12 protein-coding genes and 1 pseudogene are annotated in these 17,043 nt (G+C 63.0%); 7 read left to right on the forward strand and 6 right to left on the reverse strand.

Annotation, left to right across the window (positions count from 1 at the left end):
- The 3 genes and pseudogenes from ACYCTF_RS08695 to ACYCTF_RS08705 all read left to right on the forward strand — a co-directional run.
- Positions 1–231, forward strand: a pseudogene (locus ACYCTF_RS08695) (hypothetical protein); the annotation flags it as partial.
- A 507-nt stretch (positions 232–738) separates the two neighbouring features.
- Complete coding sequence (locus tag ACYCTF_RS08700; protein ID WP_461283186.1) at positions 739–3,057, forward strand: nitric-oxide reductase large subunit; 2,319 nt, start codon at positions 739–741, stop codon at positions 3,055–3,057.
- The gene (locus ACYCTF_RS08705) at positions 3,054–3,461 is read left to right on the forward strand and encodes a hypothetical protein (RefSeq protein WP_461283185.1); all 408 of its coding nucleotides are present in this window, start codon (positions 3,054–3,056) and stop codon (positions 3,459–3,461) included. The genes ACYCTF_RS08700 and ACYCTF_RS08705 overlap by 4 nt, the downstream gene beginning before the upstream one ends.
- Before the next feature lie 541 nt (positions 3,462–4,002).
- On the opposite strand, the gene ACYCTF_RS08710 is transcribed toward ACYCTF_RS08705, so the two are convergent.
- Positions 4,003–4,380 (reverse strand): RloB family protein, encoded by a 378-nt coding sequence (locus ACYCTF_RS08710; protein ID WP_461284786.1) that lies wholly within the window; start codon positions 4,378–4,380, stop codon positions 4,003–4,005.
- A gap of 724 nt (positions 4,381–5,104) precedes the next feature.
- Between ACYCTF_RS08710 and ACYCTF_RS08715 the strand changes: the two genes are divergently transcribed.
- The 4 genes from ACYCTF_RS08715 (at position 5,105) to ACYCTF_RS08730 (ending at position 11,677) form a co-directional block, all read left to right on the forward strand.
- Positions 5,105–6,763, forward strand: a complete 1,659-nt coding sequence (locus ACYCTF_RS08715; protein ID WP_461283183.1) for a proton-conducting transporter transmembrane domain-containing protein — start codon at positions 5,105–5,107, stop codon at positions 6,761–6,763.
- Positions 6,760–9,264 carry a YbcC family protein gene (locus tag ACYCTF_RS08720; RefSeq protein ID WP_461283182.1) on the forward strand — a complete coding sequence of 835 codons (2,505 nt, stop codon included), beginning with the start codon at positions 6,760–6,762 and terminating at the stop codon, positions 9,262–9,264. The genes ACYCTF_RS08715 and ACYCTF_RS08720 overlap by 4 nt, the downstream gene beginning before the upstream one ends.
- 158 nt (positions 9,265–9,422) lie before the next feature.
- Entirely contained in the window at positions 9,423–10,391 is a 969-nt protein-coding gene (locus ACYCTF_RS08725) for a DUF3034 family protein (protein WP_461283181.1), read from the forward strand.
- 260 nt (positions 10,392–10,651) lie between these two features.
- Positions 10,652–11,677 (forward strand): PDC sensor domain-containing protein, encoded by a 1,026-nt coding sequence (locus ACYCTF_RS08730; RefSeq protein WP_461283180.1) that lies wholly within the window; start codon positions 10,652–10,654, stop codon positions 11,675–11,677.
- Here ACYCTF_RS08730 and ACYCTF_RS08735 read toward each other — a convergent pair.
- From ACYCTF_RS08735 to ACYCTF_RS08755, 5 genes are all read right to left on the reverse strand, one after another.
- The gene (locus ACYCTF_RS08735) at positions 11,643–13,160 is read right to left on the reverse strand and encodes a lipoate--protein ligase family protein (protein WP_461283179.1); all 1,518 of its coding nucleotides are present in this window, start codon (positions 13,158–13,160) and stop codon (positions 11,643–11,645) included. The genes ACYCTF_RS08730 and ACYCTF_RS08735 overlap by 35 nt on opposite strands.
- 228 nt (positions 13,161–13,388) lie before the next feature.
- Positions 13,389–15,338, reverse strand: coding sequence for a putative bifunctional diguanylate cyclase/phosphodiesterase (locus ACYCTF_RS08740; protein ID WP_461283178.1), 1,950 nt, complete (start codon positions 15,336–15,338; stop codon positions 13,389–13,391).
- A 273-nt stretch (positions 15,339–15,611) separates the two neighbouring features.
- Positions 15,612–15,971, reverse strand: coding sequence for a roadblock/LC7 domain-containing protein (locus tag ACYCTF_RS08745; protein ID WP_461283177.1), 360 nt, complete (start codon positions 15,969–15,971; stop codon positions 15,612–15,614).
- Between the two features lie 79 nt (positions 15,972–16,050).
- Positions 16,051–16,479, reverse strand: a complete 429-nt coding sequence (locus ACYCTF_RS08750) for a roadblock/LC7 domain-containing protein (RefSeq protein WP_461283176.1) — start codon at positions 16,477–16,479, stop codon at positions 16,051–16,053.
- Entirely contained in the window at positions 16,476–17,030 is a 555-nt protein-coding gene (locus ACYCTF_RS08755) for a GTP-binding protein (RefSeq protein WP_461283215.1), read from the reverse strand. The genes ACYCTF_RS08750 and ACYCTF_RS08755 overlap by 4 nt, the downstream gene beginning before the upstream one ends.
- Positions 17,031–17,043: the final 13 nt, after the last annotated feature.

The raw sequence follows: 17,043 nt of genomic DNA on the forward strand, positions 1-17,043 counted from the left end.
CTTAAGCAGGACGTCGCCGGTCTTAAGCAGGACGTCGCCGGTCTTAAGCGGGATGTGGCAGCGCTCCAGAAGGAAATGGCGGAATTCCGGGCGGAATTCGAGGTTCGGATGTCGGCCATGGCGGCCAGCATCGCCGGCCTGGAGACGCGCCTGATGGTTCGGCTCGGTGGCCTCATCGTGGTGCTCATGTCCGCGGGTTTTGGGGTCCTGGAGTTCACGCTCGCACACTAATCCTGACGCATGACCATAACGGAGCACGGCGATCGCCGCTCAAGGCAAAAGCCTTCGCCGCCTGCCCGCAAGACCCTGGTCCTCACCGAGCCTCGAACCACCCGTGGATATCCTGCCGAAAGCCTGGGGGCTCCTGTGGGGCCGCTTTTGTGGCGCATGGACGGATGTCGTGGAAGGCGCGCGTGGAGAGGATCGAGGCGCTACCGGCCGACCCCACCCTGTCATGCTCGCCACCGGGTGGCGCCGGGTCGATGACATAGGGAGAGGGCAAGCGGCGCTTTCGGGAGCGGCTTGGCCCCCCGATCTTGGGCCCGGAACGCCACTTTCGCGCGTTTTGGGGCTCCGAACCTCGAAAACCCGCGCCCTCACCCCTGTGAAAGCCTGACTAAATAAATCAACAACTCTTGACTGGGGTCAAGTCGAATCATATTAGCGATTTCTCATAATGCCCGCCGTATCCCGATATTCCTGCCTGGGATCACGAGACGTCCCATTTGAGGAGGCAGTATGAGGAGTTCGCACACGCTGTCAGACCCGGGAGATGACGGGACGCATGACCTTGTCATCCGTAATCTCAAAATCGCCCTTCTGCTGACGCTCGTCGTCACGGTCGGCATCCTGATCTACGGGACCTTCATCACCTATAGCAAGACACCGCCCTTGCCGGGGCGTTTCCTGGACCCACAGGGGCAGGTTTTCATGACGCGCCACGATGTGGTGGCCGGTAAGGCCGCGTTCCAGGAGGCCGATCTCATGGATTACGGCAGCATCTATGGGATGGGGTCGTATTTTGGGGAGGACTATACCGCGCAGTTCCTGCATGCCCTGGGACGACACACCGAGCAGGCGCTCGCGCGGGCCCGCTACGGCAAGAGTCTGCGTGCCCTCACCCCGGGGCAGCGCTATACCGTACGCGCGACGATGCGCACGGAGCTTCAAGGTATTGCCCTGCGCGATGCGCAGGTGACATTGCCGGCGGCGCTTGTCCAGGCCGCGCAGCAGGTACGCGTTCGGGCCGTGGATGAGCTCTTACATAACCACTTTGCTCACGGTTGGACACGTCCCGGCGGCTTCGACCGCGCCAAGGCCGGACGCCTGGCGGACTTCTTGATCTACAGCGCCATGACCACCGTAGCGCGCCGTCCCGGGCACACCTTCTCGTATACCAACAACTGGCCGTATGCGCCGACCGAGGGTAATACTCCGACCACCCCGACCTTTATCTGGACCTGGGTCTCGTTTGCGTGGGTGATGTTCGCTACCGGGGCCGTCATCTACCTCTTCTACCGCTACATCCATCGCGAGGACAATGCGCCGCGTGAGGTCCTCATCGCCGGCTTCCCGCCGCTCACCGAGAGCCAGCGCAAGACCGGTAAGTATTTCGTGACAGTTGCCGCCTTGTTTCTCGCGCAGATCGCCGCCGGTACGCTCATGGCCCATGACTATGCCGAGCGCGCGAACTTCTATGGCCTCTCGCTCAACGGCATATTGCCCTTTGCCTTTCTGCGCAGCGCCCACATCCAGTTGCCCATCCTGTGGATCGGTCTTGCGTGGATAGGGGCCGGGCTTTTCATCGCCCCGCTCATCGGTGGCGGAGAGCCCAAGGGGCAAGGGCGGCTCGTGGATCTCCTGTATATCGCGACCGTCACCGTCGTCGTAGGTGGCCTCTTCGGCGACTATGCCGGTATCAAGGGCTGGTTCACCCACGGTTCCTGGTTCTGGTTCGGCAATCAGGGCCTCTCCTATCTCGAGCTTGGGCGCGCCTATCAGATGGGGCTCTTCGCGGGGCTCAGCTTCTGGAGCGTGCTCGTGGGGCGGGCCATGTGGCCGGCCCTGAAGGCGCGCAAGGGCTTCTTGAGTGTCGAGCACATCCTATTCTACAGCACCGTCAACATCGCGCTCCTCTATGTGTTCGGTATGATCCCGGTCACGTCGATCGCAAGCTCTTTCACCATCACCGACTTCTGGCGCTGGTGGGTCGTGCATCTGTGGGTCGAGCAGGCCTTCGAGCTCTTCGTGGTGGCGGTGACCGGCTACTTCCTCATGGCCCTGGGGCTCGTCTCGCGCCGCACTACGCTGATTGCGGTCCTGTTCGAGACCATTCTGGTGTTCCTCGGAGGGGATGATGGTGTGGGCCACCATCTGTACTGGGTGGGCGACCCCGGGATGTGGTTGTCGGTGGGAAGCCTCTTCTCGTACGTCGAGGTGTTGCCCTTGGTGCTGCTCGTGATCGAGGCCCTGATCCAACAGCGGGACCTCGTGCGCGCCCAGAAGGACTTTCCCCATGCGCTTGCCTATAAGTACGTCATGGGCTCGGCCTTCTGGAATTTCCTGGGCGCCGGTGTGTTCGGTGGGGGGCTCATCAATGCCCCGCTCGTCAATTACTACGAGCACGGGACCTTCTTGACACTGGGTCACGCGCACACCGCCATGTTCGGGGCCTTCGGCCTGATCGCCATAGGCCTCGTGTATTTCTCTCTGCGCTATATGAACGGCGAGGGTGAGTGGGATGAAGGCCTGGGGGCGACCGCTTTCTGGCTCTTCAACGCAGGCATGGCCTTGTGGCTCACCTTGAACTTTTGGCCGATCGGCTTCAAGCAGCTCGCCGCCGTCTATGAGCACGGCTACGCCTATGCGCGCAGTCTGAGCTTCTATGACACCACGACCACTTACCAGTGGTTGCGCATGCCGGGCGATATCGTGTTCTCGGCCGGCGCTCTGCTGCTCGCGGTCGACATCGTCCGTAAGGTGAGGGTCCTTTGGGGCCGTAAATCATCCATAGCCGCCGGCGGTCGCATGACCCCGGCACCGAGGAGTCCTCTATGAAGACCAGTATGGGATTGGGTCTTGCCGGATTGACGGCCGTGACCGCGCTTTCGATCGGCATGTCGATTGTCATACCGGCGCAGAATACGCGCGCGGCGCGTGCCGAGACGACTGCGGCCTGGGCGCTGGCGCGTACGGCGCTGGCCCGCGCCGGCAACTCCTGCCAGGGCGCGACGGCGTCGTCGGGCGGGCTCACCGCGCAAGTCGTGGCGCAGGGTGGGCGGTGCGTGGTCCATGTGACCATTCCCGCCGGCCCCGGCATCCCCGCTATCGTGAGGGGCGTGCGCCTCGCGGCGGTGATGGAAGGCGGCGCGATCCGTTGTCGGGCGCACGGCGGGCATGGCGCGGGGGCCCTGGACTTTCCCGTGGCGTGTCATTATCGGGCGACCGGTATGCTACTCTAAGGCGGCTCTGTGCGGTACGAAAAGGGGCCTTGGGCCCCTTTTTGTTATGGCGCCCCCCGCCCCTTATTGTGTGACGCATTGCGCGGCGCCTTCCCGCTATCCAAAAAACACCGCGCGGTCATAGCCGACGGATCGCGCCTTACACGGAGTTTTTTAAGAATCCGCGCGTCGCGCGTGGCTATATCGTGACCAAGTCCGCAGACGACTTTGGGCTGGTAAACGACTTCCCTCGGGAAATGGGAGGTGATGATGGTCGGCGCCCGCTGATCCTGCGCGTACCGGCACCGCTGCTGTGCTATTGGATGGGCGCCGCCGAGTCACCCAACGATAGCAATTGAAGGGTGCGGATATCCCCACGCAGACGCCCCTTGTCGAAGGTGGTCGCCATTCCTCGATACTGTCATAAGGGCCGTACAGCTTGCGCTCCCCGGGCGCGCCCGCTCGCGCCATTTCTGCTTGGTATCGGGCACGTGTTTTCCGGCCACCTATCGGCAACGATACGGGCTACAGCAGGTCGGGTAATAAGATTTCATGGCATTCCCTATTGACGACGTGTACCGCCCCGACGACCACTTTCGATACCGTAAGCCGAGGTTACCTCCCTACCGTGGTCATCTCGGTCAAAAACGGCGTAGACCTTCTCGAGCGCGCGGCGCTGAATGTTCTTGTGACGGTCGCCGTCCTCGAATAACGCCAGCGCGTATCGCACAACCTGAATCGGCGCAGTGCCCATATCGCTGGGCTGGATTTCCACATTGGTCGTACGCAAACGATAGGCCGCGCGAATCTCCTGAAAATCGTTCGGCCCTGTTTTGCTGCCTTCTGAAATGATCAGGATGCGGTCGTAGCTCGCGCGCCGTCCCTGTTTACGCGCCAGATCTTGTTTCTGGCGTTCCTTCGGGGCGTTGTCGCGAGCCATCAGTGTTTCAGCCCCAAGGCGTGGCTGAGAAAGGGCACACCGTCCTATCGCCCCATCAGGTAGCAGTACTCCAGTGCCTTGTCCTTGCGCGGGTTAAATTCGGACAGGCTGACCCGGCTTAATTAGGGTCGAGCACCTCTTTTGCGAGATCACCACCGAACCTCTGCGTCGCGACCGGCCACGGCCTGTGACGAGATCCCGGGCGCTCTCTCCAGATTCCCCCGGGCCCATCGAACACGGCTGGCATCACCGACCGCCCCGGATCGCCGGCACGCGCTGTGAATGATCCCCAAACTCCGCGTCTTTCTGGACCATGCACACGGAAAGAGTCCTCGGACTCTGTATATCCCTCTCGATGGCGAATGCGATGACGCGCGGTTCGGAGTGACAACTCCAGGGCGCTTAGGCCGTGAGCTGTCTTGCAGTGGGGTTGATACCTCGTCGAACCCAAGGCCCGCCCTGGGCGGCACCAGGAGACTTCATTGGAGTAAATAGCAAGAATCGGAAACATTAAGTTCTTGTTATAGGGTCGGGACTATAGAGTGGCTCCCGTGCCATGGGGCTGCGTGCTCAGGATGCGTTGACAGGCCCCAGGGCGCGCGATAGGCGCGTCGGCACAAGGCCTCATGCGTCCGCTCGCCGTGAACGCATGGGAAAACGCAATGATATGGGGAGTTCGGATCGTGGCACGTGAAGGATTGAGCGAACCCACGGGAGGTGTTTCATGATGATCGCGGCAATGGCATCGCGGTTAATGTTGGTTGCGCCCTGGCCGCTCTTGGCTGTGGGTGTTGTCGTCGGGGTGGGCGCCGACCGCCATCCCCGGCTCATGAGGGCCGCCACCACGGGCGCCGCCTGGTTCGCGCTCGCCTGCGCGATCCTGGCGGCCGTGACCTATGGTCTGGGCGCCACTCAGTCCGAGACCTATCTCAGTCTGCATCTGCCGGCGCGTCTCGGGGCGCTTGCGATCAGCGTCGACACGGATGTCCTCACGATCATCATGCTGACGCTGGTGGCCTTTGTCGGCATGATCGTGGCGCGCTACTCGAAGACTTATATGGATGGCGATGAGCATGAAGGGCGCTTCCATCGCTGGCTCGCCTTGACGCTTGGGTCGTTTTTGACCCTCATCGTCGCCGGCAATGTGTGGGGCTTCTGGGTGTCGTGGTTGGTTACCAGTCTCTGCCTCCATGAGCTCCTGGCCTTTTACCGTGACCGGCCCGGTGCGGTGCTCGCCGCCCGCAAGAAGTATCTGCTGCATCGTCTCGCGGATGCCTGTTTGTTCTCAGCCTTCGCCCTGATCGTGCGCACGCTCCATACTGCGCAGTGGGCCGGCATTGCCCGGGCTTTGGCCCATACCGCGGGGCCGTTGCCGGAGGCCTTGACGGTGGCGGCCGCCCTGATCGTCGTGAGCGCAATCCTAAAGAGCGCGCAGTTCCCGTCCCATGGCTGGCTCATACAGGTCATGGAGGCACCGACCCCGGTTTCGGCCCTGCTCCATGCCGGCATTATCTACACCGGGGCGTTTCTGGTCCTGCGTGCAAGCCCGCTCATGGCGCATATCAGTTGGGTGGGGGATGTCATGGCTGCGGTTGGTCTCGTCTCCATCGTGGTGGCCTCACTCACCATGATGACCATGACCAACATCAAGGGGGCGCTTGCCTATTCCACCTGCGCGCAGATGGGTTTCATGCTGATGGAGTGCGGCCTGGGTCTTTACAGTATCGCGGTCCTGCATATTCTCGCGCACTCGGTGTATAAGGCCCACGCCTTCTTATCGTCGGGCAGTGTCGTCGAGCACTACCGGGCGCCTAAGCTCGTCGTGTCGACCGCCGCGACCATGGGACGGGCGCTGCTTGGGCTTGCGATTGCGGTCCTTATGGTGCTTGGTGTCGGTGCCGCATTCGGGGTGGGGCTTGTGCGCCAACCGGCCTTGATCGTCATGGCGGCGATTCTGGCCGTGGGTATGACCCAACTCTTGCTGCAGGCCTTGAACACCCGCAAGGGGGCGATGGGCGGTCTGCTCGTGCGAATGGTGGCTTTAAGCGCCCTGGTCTCTGTCGCCTACTTCGCGCTCCACGTGGCTTTCGTGCAGCTCCTGGGGGCCGGTGTGCCAGCCGATCCGGTGCACGTTGGTGTCGCTCAGAAGGTCTTGCTGGGGGTGATCGGCGTGGCGTTCTTGGCCCTGCTCTTCATTCAACAACTGCTGCCGCGCCTGTCGCAGACGGCTTTGGGGCGTGCCGCCTACGTCCATTTCTATGGCGGTCTCTATGCCGACAGCTTGTTGACCGAGTTTGTTCGCGGCTTCGGACCGACGCCGGGCGGGGTTGGTGGACGTCGCCAGCTTGTGAGTGCGGATCCTTCACATGAGGTGCAATCATGATGGCAATCACGAATATCGATAAGGACTTGAAGGCCCGGATCGACATGGCCTGTGGGCGTATCGCGCCCTTGTGGCCGCTGAAGAGCTTCGTGGCGGTCAATCCTTACTTCGGCCTGGCCGACCAGCCGTTCTGGCAGGCCGACGTGACCTTGAAGCGGGTCGCGGGCCAGGGACTCACCATGCCGCGGGCGTTTTACAAAAAGCGCATCGAAAGCGGGCGCATCACGCGCGCCGATATGGCGGCGGCCTTGCGCGAGACGGGAAGCTCCTGGGATGTGGCGACCCTCGAGGAGGCGGTGGCCCGCCCATCGCAGGCCCCGGCCGTGCCGCTCGCTTTGGTGACTGACATCTTAGGTGAGCTCGATCGCCAGGAGTGGCCGGGTTTCGTCCTTGAGCGGATCAGCCAATATTGCGCCGCCTACTTTGACGAAGGCCAGGCCTTGTGGGCGATGCCGTGGCGGGGGCAGGGCCTCTATGCGGGCTGGCGCGCATTTACGCGGCTCGACCGGAATCCGCGGACCGTGGGCCTGCGCGGCATGCGCGCGGCTTTGGACGATCTCCCCGATCAGGCGAGCCGCGCCATCGGCTGGGCCTTGCGGCAGCTTGCGGTGCCGGAGGCGGCGACCGATGACTATCTGCATGCCGCGCTCTTGAGCGTGGGCGGATGGGCGGGGTGGGCGCGTTACAAGCGCTGGCAGGCGGAACTCGCCGGCGGCCAAGACGATACTATCCAAGACCTGCTTGCCATTCGCGTGTGCTGGGATGCGTTGCTCTACAAGCTCCGATTCAGTGAGCGCCTGAAGTCGCGCTGGTACCAGTCTATGGTCACGGATGGCAGTATTGCCGCCAAGGCTGCGGCGCATCCGCAAGCGGTCGCCAAGGAGACTGATGCCTTGTTGCAGACGGCCTTTGAGATCGCCTACCAGCGAGAGCTCGTTGGCGCGCTCAAGGCGGTCCCGGCTATAGCGCCGCCCAAGGCGCGTGCCCCGGTGCAGGCGGTTTTCTGTATCGACGTACGTTCCGAGATCTTCCGGCGTGCCTTCGAGACCGTGGCGCCGGCCGCCCGTACCGGTGGGTTCGCCGGATTCTTCGGGGTGTTGATGGAGTACCTGCCGCTGGGCGCGTCGGCGGCCAAGGGGCATCTACCGATCCTTTTCAACCCCTCCTACCGCATATGCGAGCATGTCCCCGGGGCGAACCCGGAGCAGACCCGCGCGCTGGTTGCCAAGCGCCATGGCCGCTTACGCGCCGCCGATGCCTGGAAGACCTTCAAGACCTCGGCGTCGTCGTGCTTTACCTTCGTCGAGGCCGCAGGTCTCCTCTATGCCCCGAAGATGTTCGGCGACAGTATGGGCTGGACACGCGCGGTGTCGCATCCCGACGCCAAGGGACTGGATGACTCGGCGCGTGAGCAGCTGGGCCCCCGGCTTGCCAGCGACCAGAGCCAGGCAGGCGGGGCGGTGAGTGGAATCCCGGCAGCGGACCGGCCGGGAGCTGCGGAATTCGCGCTGCGCAACATGGGCATGACTAGCGACTTCGCGCGGCTTGTGGTCCTCATCGGACATGGCAGCACGACCGTCAACAATCCCCAGGCCACGGCGCTTGATTGCGGGGCGTGCGCCGGCCAGACCGGCGAGGCCAGCGCGCGCATCGCGGTGGCCTTGCTGAATGATCCAGTGACGCGTAAGGGGCTGGTCGAAAAGGGCATCGACATCCCAGCGGACACGGTGTTTATCGCGGGTCTGCACGACACGACCACAGACGACGTGGCGCTGTTCGATACCGCCGCTGTACCGTCCTCGCATGCGGGCGATCTGCGGCAATTGCGCGAGTGGCTCAAGGCGGCAGGACAGGTTACGCGTATGGAGCGCTCCGCCTTTCTTGGGATGGGAGGGTTGCCGGAGGCCCGCGTGGGGGCTGATATCAAGCGGCGCACGCGCGATTGGGCGGAGGTGCGGCCCGAGTGGGCGCTCGCCAACAATGCCGCTTTCATTGCCGCGCCGCGCGCTCGGACGGCGCGCTGCGATCTCGGGGGACGAGCCTTCCTTCACGACTATGCATGGCGCAACGATAGTGAGTTCAAGACGCTGAACCTCATCATGAGCGCGCCCATGGTGGTCGGCAACTGGATCAACATGCAGTACTACGGGTCGGTCGTGGATAACGTCCGCTTCGGTAGTGGCAACAAGGTTCTGCACAACGTGGTGGGTGGGTCCATTGGCGTGCTCGAGGGCAACGGCGGCGACTTGCGTGTGGGGCTCGCTATGCAATCGTTGCACGACGGCCACCGCTGGATGCATGAGCCGATGCGTCTCAATGTCTTTATTGAGGCCCCGCAGGCGGCCATGGACGACGTTATTGCCGGCAATCCGCTGGTTCGCCAGTTGGTCGAGAACGCCTGGCTACACCTCTTCCAGATCGACGACGAGGGCCGTATCCATCGTCGCGGGCTGGATCGGCAATGGCGCGAGGTGTTATCGGCCGAGGGCGCTCATCCGTAATCATAAAAGCCGCGACAGGCTGTGTTGACAAGTCGGCAGAGGGCCGCCCGGCCCTCTGCTGCCCATCGGCAGCGGGGTGGGAGGAGCCGGAAGGGGCGCGGGACAGGCCGCCTTGCGGATAATTATAAGCCAAACCGACAAACGTACGAGGAAGAATCATGAAAAATCAGGGTTTACGTAGGCTATTTTGCGCGATCCAAGGCGCACTCTTGCGAGTGGGGGTTACCCTCGGCTGCACCACCACTCTGCTCGGCATGCCGCTGGCCGCGCACGCCGCGACCAGTGGGGGAGGTGTGTTTGGGCAGAGCCGGCCGGCGGGCACTGGTGGGATCACGACCATAAGCGGTGCGGCCGGGGGCGGGATCGTACCCTGGGCACTCATTGCGGGCTACGGCGGGCCTGGACAGGTCGGTTTTACCGCGTCTTACTCCAACGCGAGCACCGCCAATTTCGACATCAATGCCTATGGGGTCGCCGCCGGTATCGATAACCGCGTCGAGGTCTCGGTCGCCCAGCAGAGCCTCGACGTCGGTAATACCCCTGTCACTGGTGGCTTTGACCCTGCCACGGCGGGCGCGACGCTCACTCAGGACATCATCGGTGTCAAGGTGCGGGTGCTCGGGAATGCGCTCACCCAGGGGACATGGATGCCGCAGGTGGCGGTAGGCGCCCAGTACCACCACAATGAGAGTGGGGCCCTGATGAACGCCCTCGGGCTGGGCACCAAGGTGAGCGGCACGAGCTATTATCTGGCGCTCACCAAGGTGTGGGTGAAGGGTCTGTTCGGGCATGTGACGGTGGCGGACTTCACGCTCGATGCCACGCGCGCCAACTATAACGGCCTGTTCGGTTTCCAGGGCGCAAACAATCCGAGCTACCACTACGAGCCCGAGATCTCGGCGGGCGTCTTCCTGGATCCCCATGTCGTGGTCGGCGGGGAATACCGGTCCATGCCAAGAGCCATGAAGCGTGGTACGGCAAGCCCGGACAACGCCTGGAAGGATGTGTTCGTGGCCTATGTCCCCAACAAGAGCGTCTCGCTCACCTTGGCCTACGCCATGCTCGGGCATATCGCCGGTATCCCCAACTCCAACGGGCTCTATACCTCCGTGACCGCGAGCTTCTAGAGGCGGGCGGGGCCCACGGGCCATAGGGTGTCCGGGCCGCTTGTGTCTTCGGGGGCGATGATGCGGCGGACCATGGCGCATCCGTGGATGGCCTAGGCACGGCTAGGGGCCAAGGACCGGCGCAAGGATCATCCGGCGGGCCGGAGCCTTCAGGGGTGCGGGGAAGTATTCCCGCGCCCCCGTTTTTTTGGATTACACTGAGCTTTCATGCGGAGCGCCCCATCGACGCGGATGCCCGGGCGCTTAGAGAGAGGAATGTCATGGCAATACCATCGGAATCTTTACACGGTACGGTCGCGCAACAGCGCAACATGCTGACGCGGGTGCTGTACAAACCCCTGCGCGCCCTGAGCGACCGGTGCGCGCAGGCGTGGGGCGACCGCGCCGCCATGGAGGCTGCCCTGCAGGCCGCCTTTGCCTCCGTGCCTCATGGCAAGTTCCTGTACGTTTTGGATGCCCACGGACGGCAGATCACCGCCAATATGAGCCGCGAGGGTTTGTTGGATGAGCACTTCGGGCGCGACCGCTCCGATCGCCCCTATGTCCGCGAGGCGGTGGCCGAACGGGATGCGCTTACAAATAGCCGCGGGCAGCACTATCAACAATGGGCAGATCTCGGCGATGGGGGTCAGGCGACGGACTTTGTACTCTCCGCCGCTTATATCAGCCTGCGCGCCCTGCGCCCGTCGCTGACCGCCATGCAGTTCGTGCGCAACGCCAACGGGGACGTGCTGGGTTTCGTGGGGGCCGACTTCGCCCTGCGCGAACTACCGCAGGCGCAGGCGCTCTATGAGGACCCGCGTCGTCCGCGGCGGGTCGATGCCGATTATCCACGGCCGGATGCACCATCGGGGGCCGCGCGGCTTGCGAGCAAGATGGATGCGCAGATCGACACCGTCATCCGTGTGATGGAGGAGTTGATCCTGGTCCACGGCGTCTATCACGTCATGCTGCACTTCTCGAGCAGCCAGGCGGTCGTGTGGGTCGTGGACGACCCCTTCCGGTATCGTCTGCTTGCCATCAACGAACTCACCAATCCGGATATCTGTCTTGCGTATCCAAAATGCCCCTACCCCGGGAATGCCCTGGTTCCGGCTGAGCGCGTGCGGGATATCCTTGACAATATGAGGACGCTGCGGTCGATGGAGGGGCGGTTTTATTTGCGCACCGGTACCGTCAATGTCTTCAATGGGATGGTGAGCTTGAGTTTCTCATCGGATTCCTCGCATTACCTCCCCTATGAGGAGTTCCTCAAGATGGACTATTCGTTCTGGATAGATGGGTAACGCGTGTCGCTAGGCGCAACACCCGATCCAGCAACTGCGGATCGAGTGTTGCCTCGGCCGTGAACTGGCCGCGATACGCCGACTCCTCGGCGCGCAGCGTGTAGCATGTGTCGCCGCCGATGTCGATGAATAGGGCACCTAGGCCCGCCTCTACGAAGGCATAGTCGCGCTTTAGAAAAAACTCCGTGCAGCAGACGCCCAGGAACGTGCGTATTCCCGCGCCGCGCAGCTCTTCCAACACCATGTAAAGATGCTCATAGCGGGTGATCGTGGTCACAGGGAGGCCGTGTGCCCGCCCTAGGCGATAGGCCTCCCCCACGGCGCATTGCCCGCATTCCGGGCAGCCGTCACGATGGCGCCATTTGCACCAGGCGGGCTTTGCGCAGTAGGGCAGCAACAGGGCTCCCACATCGGCGAGCAGATCCGCGAACCCCTGGTCACGGCGTGGGCTGTAGAGGGTCACACGCTGGGCGTCCCCCGGGATGCCCAGGCGCTCGCCTAGAGCCTGGCGCTCGACGCACAGTCGTGCGAGGTAACCAAGATCCCTGCGGTCGAAGCCAAGCGTGTCGCTGGGCGCCGCAGCCAAGACGGCGGCCTCCAACTCATCGAGGCGCACTCCGGTTAAGGCGTTCGCCAGCTGTTCTAGATCGGTGGCGGCCGCGCACTGGACCCCGCCGACGATGCGCGCGGCGCGCACGCTCTCACCGTCGAGCGCGATGTCGAGGTGCAAGACGCCGCCCGGGGTCTTTAAGAAGGCGCTGACGTCTGGGGACAGGCTCCTCCCGCAGGGGGACGGGGGTTCGATGCGCACAACAGGCGGCGCCTGGATAGTCATGTCCATCGCCAAGCGCGTCGCCAGCGCCGCGGCGATCGCCGGATAGGTGCGCGCCGCCACTGCCGAAGGCTCCGTGCCACCGATGGGGGCAAACCGTTGGGCGGCGGCCAACAATCCCGTAGCCGACAATTTCTCGAGTGGCAGCTTGATAGTTTTCATTAGGGACTCGATATCGACCGCAAACAAGAGGGCAGCCTCGATGAGTATCCGGTCGTCGACGAATACGGCGAACACACAAGCCCTTTTTCGGCCGTCGTCTGTGATGTCGTTGGGGGCAGTAAATGTCGCGGGAATACCTTGCTCGCGCAACGTCGCGGCAATCAGCTTGCCGACGAGCTCGATTATCATTGTCAGCGTATACCGTGGCACCAAGGCGCGCGGGATGGCTGTCACCATAAGGGTCGTGCCCGGATCGATATAAAGGCTGCCACCGCCGGTGCGCCGCCGTATGATGGGCAGGTGGCCTGCAACGAAAGAGCGTCTGAGAGAGCGATCCGGATCATCGAAGGCCCCGACCATCGCGCAGGGTGCGAGGCGCGCGAATCCGAGCGCCACATCGGCCGCCGATGCCCCCGCCAGGATCGTGCGTTCATGGTCATGAAATGCGCCTGGATCGAGGAGGGGGGTTTCATGCCAGCGTAGGGTCATGGTGCTATCTCCCGAGAGGGGTCAGTGTCTCGTATACACACGGTAGTCGGCTTGACTCGCCCAGTCGTTCTGCGACAGGCTGGACCAGCTGGTCGCGTGCGCCCCTCATAGGCAATATTGAGGCGCGCCGCCTGTTTTCTGATTCGGCATCTTCGTTATTCTCGACTCGTCTCTCTCGATTATTCCATTCCGCCAGCGGCGCGCCCATTCGTCGCGCTGCCGTGATCCCTACGAGAAGTCCTCCGCAAGGAAACCCGTGACCACGGTCGCGGGAGGGATGGTGTGCGTGTCGGCATCTCGCGTCAGCAGTAAGGGGGCAAGCCCGCCTTTGGCCTGTCTTCGACCCCCAAAAAGAGGCATCGGCAGATGATAGCGCGCCACCCACCCCGCGATATCCTCCGGCGGCATGGGTTCGGCCACCCAGTAGCCCTGCATCCGCTCGCACCCGACATTCTTCAGTAATCCCGCTTGCTCCGAGTGCTCCACGCCCTCGGCCACCACATCCAGGCCCAGCGTGCGCGCGGTCGCGACGATCCCGCCGATAATGGCAAGGTCGCGGGGGTTCGCCGCGATGTCCCGGAGAAAGCTCCGATCAATCTTGATCGTTTGCGCGGGGAATCTCTGCAGATAGCTCAAGGAGGCATGGCCGGTCCCGAAATCGTCGAGGCCGATACGGATCCCCAGGTCGGCACAGTGTTCGAGCGCCGCGCGGGCGCGCTCGAAGTCCTGGAGTGGCGCGCTTTCCGTTACCTCTATCTCCAGCTGTCGCGGTGCTACATCCGGGTGACGAGCAAGGGCGTCCTCGACGTCTTCGCAAAAACGCTTGTCGAGGAGATGGCAGGGACTGATATTGATCGAGACACGCAGCGCCAAACCCTGGGCTTGCCACGAGGCTGCCTGAAACAGTGCCTGCTCCAGTGCGAAGCGACCGATATCGGGCGCGAACCGAGGGTGATCCAGGCTGTCACCGAGACTGCTGGCCGCGTGGACCCGCCCTTGTTCGTCGCGCCACCGCAAAAGCGCCTCAACGCCGAATACCGGGCGTTCGGGATGAGTAAGCCGGATCAGCGGCTGGTAGTAGAACAGTAGGCGATGGTCGAGTAGAGCCTGCGCCATATGCTCGTGCGCGGCGCCGCAGTGCTCCGTGCGTGCCCGGAGCGCGATGGTGTGGGTGTGATATTGGTCGCGCCCTTGTCTTTTAGCCTCGTACAGGGCCGCGTCAGCATGTCGCAGAAGGGCCGACGGACTGCTCATGTCGATTGGGTAGCACGTGACCCCAATGCTTGCGGAGATCATCGTCGTGCTGCCGTTGACTAGACGAAACGGTCGGCGGAGATCGCTCAGTATTCGTTCACACGTCTCGTCGAGGCCGCGTGCATGTATATCCCCGAGCAGGAGGCCAAACTCATCACCGCCGAGCCGCGCGAGCATGTCGTCGGCGTGGAGTGTGCGCCGGACGCGCCCTGCCGCCTGGCACAAGAGATCGTCTCCCACCATGTGTCCAAAGCGATCATTCACCTCCTTGAATCCGTCGAAATCGAGAATGGCGATCCCAAGGACATGTCCTTCGCGGCGACTCTTGTTGCGCGCCTGCGCTAGCTTCTCGAGGAAAAGCTGGCGATTCGGCAAGCTAGTCAAGGCGTCCCGCAGGGCCTGGGCACGCAACTGTAAGGCAAGTCGGCCGACATGGCTGAACGTAAGGAAGTAGATCAGGCTCACGCGCTCGAAATAGTGTGCGCGCCGCACGCCAATGATTCCTACAACCTCGCGGTCGGGCTGTCCGAAGGGGAAGCAGGCGATTTCGCGCACGTCGGACCCAAGCCCCGCCACCCAGGCAGGAGGCTGCTCGTCTGCAAGGCTCCAAACGACCACGGTCTTCTGCTCCGCCGCCTGCCACACCGGGTCAGACACCTCCTTGGGGATGCGTAAACGCTTCTTTGCGGTACCCGCCAGACACCGTGACTCGAAGTGCCGGTCGTCGGTGCGCACGCAGTAGCCGCACCATGCGACAAATACGCTGCTCTGCACGAGCCCGTGGCACACGCTGGTCAAAAGACGCACGTCCCCCGGGTCCCCGGCCACGCCGGGGTCGGCGAGGGTCTGCAGGAGTACCCGCAGTGCGATCTGACGTTCGGCCTCAACGTCCCAGGTCAGCGCATCACGAGAAGCCGCTGTCATAAGCCACACCGTAGGCATGACCGATGGGTGAATAACCTGCCCGGCGCGACCTGCATCGCCGACTGTCCGTTGCCGCCCCGGCTCGAAGCCGCGCCCCGACCCCCGATCGCTGTCATGATGCCTTGTCGTTTTTGATGGAACGACGTGGTGCTGTCACCCATAAAAGGCCTCCCATCGAGCTCATGGCAGTAGGTCGCAAGCGCGGATCCAGGCTTTGCCGGAGATACATCGCGGTCGCCCGCGCGGCAAGTTTTGACGGAATCGGCAGCTTGCCTAGGAGAAATCCAGGGTCTTTTCGTAGGTCCTCAATTCATGGCGCGCCATGGCGAGATTGGCCTTGGCCCGATCCAGCATCAGATAGAGAAACAGCTTGTCGTTACGTTCCAGTGGCCGGATCAGGTGGTACTGCTTGCCAAGCGTAATGAGGATATCTTCGATCTTGTCGTCAAGATTCAGGCGCGCCACCAGTGCCCGTTTTGTGTTCACGACCTCAGAATTGCCGGCGATCGCCAAATCCAAGTCGACCGCCTGGTTGCCGGCTCTCGCCAAAAGCATACCGCTGCTCGAATCGCCGAGCGCCGCTGCGATAAATCCATCGATATCCTGGATACTGCTCAAATCCACCTTTGCCATGATGTATGTCCATCCTCTGTTAAGTCTCGCAGCGGCGGGTCAAACGCCGCGCCGCCTTATTGTCATGTCCCGCCCGCCATTAAGCGGGCGACTGGTTGCGCCCCAGCCATTCGTCAAGGGTTCTGGCCGCGGATTCGGCGGCGATCCCGGTTTCATGCAAAAGAATTCCGAGATTGGTATTGCGTCGCGCGAGCGTCCCCACGACCAGCAGGTCGCGCTTGGCCGGAACCTTCTGGAGCAAGATCATGCCGTCCACCGCGCTTACGGCAACGAACTGTGTTCGTCCGATCATGACCTCGCGGCCGATGGTCTCGCCGAGGGCGACGATCGATCCGACCATAGCGGAGATCCGCTGTGGATCGGCCTCATTGTCTACCACCGCCGACACCCGTCGTCCGTCCGTGGTGGCGAGCACGCACCCGATGACGCCCGATACCCGCGCATGCAGCTGTCGAATCTCTTCGTCGAATGCCGCCATTAGCTCCGGCGGAATGGCGCGCCCGTTCATGAAGTGACTCCCGTCCATCCGTGACCCCACACGCCGCCGATGGCCTCGCTATAGGTCCATGTCGCCTCGAGCTGTTGTAGAAGTAGCTCCAGCATCTCCAGGACATCGTTGCGTCGGCGCACGTCGGTAGGCATGACCGGTACCACCACATCGAGCGCCGTCAACCGTTCCATGTAGGCCTCGAGCGATGGCTCCGGGCAGCAGTCCATATGCCCGACGCCCACGACCGCCGCGCCAGCATCGGCGAGTGGGCGAAAGGCATCGAGGTAAAGCTCGAGATCCGCCAAGGGGTCGGGGCGCGAGTTGTCGATTAGAACCACCACGCCGAGCGCCCCGGTGGCAAGGATCGGCCACATGAACTGAAAGCGCGCCTGCCCCGGGGTCCCATAAAGCCGCAGCTTTTCCCCCGTTTCCAAAGTGATCTCGCCATAGTCCATGGCGACGGTGGTTTCCTCCTTGTCGCATTCCCCGTGGTCGCTGTTGGAGGCTTCGGTCGTTATCGGCGTGATTTCGCTGATGGCGCGTATCGCGGTAGTCTTCCCCGCGCCCATAGCGCCTGCGAAC

This window comes from Acidiferrobacter sp. (genome assembly GCF_054609335.1).